The sequence below is a fragment of the Allotamlana fucoidanivorans genome (assembly GCF_006265225.1).
Lineage (GTDB): Bacteria > Bacteroidota > Bacteroidia > Flavobacteriales > Flavobacteriaceae > Allotamlana > Allotamlana fucoidanivorans.
In genome coordinates this window covers 1-2,114 of the sequence record NZ_VDCS01000038.1, presented here as the reverse complement: position 1 = coordinate 2,114, position 2,114 = coordinate 1, and the positions used below count along the sequence as shown (strand labels likewise).

At 31.1% G+C, this 2,114-nt stretch carries 2 protein-coding genes; both read right to left on the bottom strand.

Annotation, left to right across the window (positions count from 1 at the left end):
* Positions 1 to 255 precede the first annotated feature (255 nt).
* Complete coding sequence (locus FGF67_RS16720) at positions 256 to 1,152, bottom strand: carboxypeptidase-like regulatory domain-containing protein (RefSeq protein ID WP_158293244.1); 897 nt, start codon at positions 1,150 to 1,152, stop codon at positions 256 to 258.
* Between the two features lie 226 nt (positions 1,153 to 1,378).
* A partial coding sequence (locus FGF67_RS16715) for a hypothetical protein (RefSeq protein ID WP_233244112.1) occupies positions 1,379 to 2,114 on the bottom strand: 736 nt, incomplete at its 5' end.

The following is a 2,114-nucleotide window of genomic DNA, read 5'->3' as shown; positions in this document are numbered from 1 at the left end:
TGGCGTTTAGTTCTCAAAAAAGGACTTGAGCCAAAACTTTGAAAATTAGAACTGATTTTTAGGCAAAAAACCAATATTTTAAACAAGCACCGAATATCGCTCTTGCACTATATTTGGTAACGGTTACGTATAAGAATAGTGCGGTTTTGTGTCCGAGGATTTTCCGCAGGAAAATCAGAGTGACCAAATACACACTAACCTTTAGATTTAGTATTAAACTTAAGCATTATTTTTATACTTTGTTGTAATGCGTTTTTATTTTTCTCTCTTTTTTAAATAGTAGGTGAATTCATATCCGATTCCCAAACTTAACTCGTTAAAACCTCCAATTTTGTTATAACGGATGAAACTTGAAAGTTGTTTATAAGTCCGTTTAATTTCTACTTGGTATTCGCTTAAGTTCTTAAAAATACTTGTTTTTGCTTTGACTGATGCATAAAACGGAGGTCCAATCCAAGTCCCAATTCCAACAAGAACACCGTTTGATTTAATAACTTTATTTTTATCTAATTCAAAAAAATCCACGTTGCTAAATCCTGTTATTATTTGAATGCCTCGTAGATTTATACTACTTTCTAGACTCAAAACATTGGAATCAATGTTATTGTCATAATTGAAATTTCTAACCGAAGAATTAATATCAATGCTAAATCCGCAGTCCACAAATAAGTGCTCTAGATTGATAAAGGCACTCAAAAATCTATTTTCATTAAAGTTTGTTTGGTAGCCAAATCCAGTTTTTAATGTTAAATCCCGAAAGAATGCTGGAAAAGAAAAGTCCAATTGGCCTCCTAAGGGGTTTCCAATTACTCCACTTTGAGCATATATTGCAATTTGTTGATGGTCTAAAAAACAAACTGTACAGTCTTCTTTGAGAAAAATTTCAAGAAATTTCTTTTCATTTAGTTTATAATCCAATGGCTTTATACCTACATATAAGAATGAAAGAGTGTTAAGAGAATCAGGAACATTAATTTTAAAATATCCGTCAAAGTCAGTTTGTGTTCCAATTTTTGTTCCCTTTATCATCACAGATACACCAGGTAAAGGATGTTTATCTCCTTTGATTTTTACAACTCCCGAATATTCAGTTGTTTGTCCGAACACGACAGAGAAAAAGGAAAATAGCAATATGAATAGGGAATATTTCAAAATAATTTTTTAAATTCTTTTTCAAAGTTATTCTTTACCTAGATGTAAAAAAGTCACAATTAGTGAAATGGACTTTTGAGTTAGTCAAATGCATTACAACGGTTCGGGCTATGATTTCGGCGTGGAAAATTCAGTGGAATTTTCAGCGACGGAATCAGCTTTCATAAAAGTACGTTTTTTTCCGATGGAAAAAAACCGCCACGCTGAATTATAGCCGTTGTTGCCATTAGTATTTTTCGGTTAAATTTTCAAATCCGTTAATTAAATCGACAAGTTTTTGTCTTTCTTCCCAACCTGGAAATTTATCTTCAATAAATGATTTCGGCGAATAACTCCCATAAGCTATGTAATTCTTTCCTTGACAAATCCAAAAACTATAGTCAACTCCATCAGAAATTATTTTTGTAACGACAGTTCCTTCTTCTTCTCCCTTTTTTTCGTCAATATTTAATTTTGATTTATCTATTATATAATCATTTTCTTGAATGATTTTGTTCAAATGATTCCAATAATATTGGTAATCCTTTTTCTTAATTCCTTTGCGCTTGATTTTAGTTTTTAATTCAGCTGAATTTGGTTGATAAACAACAAATCGTTTCACTTTTCCGTCATTTTGGTAAACGATAAATTCCGAATTCTGCCCTTTTATCCAATAAGATGAATATCCAATTTTAACAATTAATGAATTTCTATCTTTTATTTTTAGTAAGTCAACGTAATTATTTTCCGTTTCAGTTTTCTCTTCCCATTTGATTTCAGGGATTTGCCAATTTTGAGAGAAACTATTTAAAGGGACTAAAATTAGTAAGTAGACTATGACTTTTTTCATATTAATGGCAACGGTTTGGTACATGCTTTCGTTGCGTTTTCTTACGTAAAAATAGCAAATAAAGCCAGATATTTGGCAGTTTTGTAAAACTTTTCGTAAGCAAACAAAAACAAGCAATGAAGTATGTGCATTG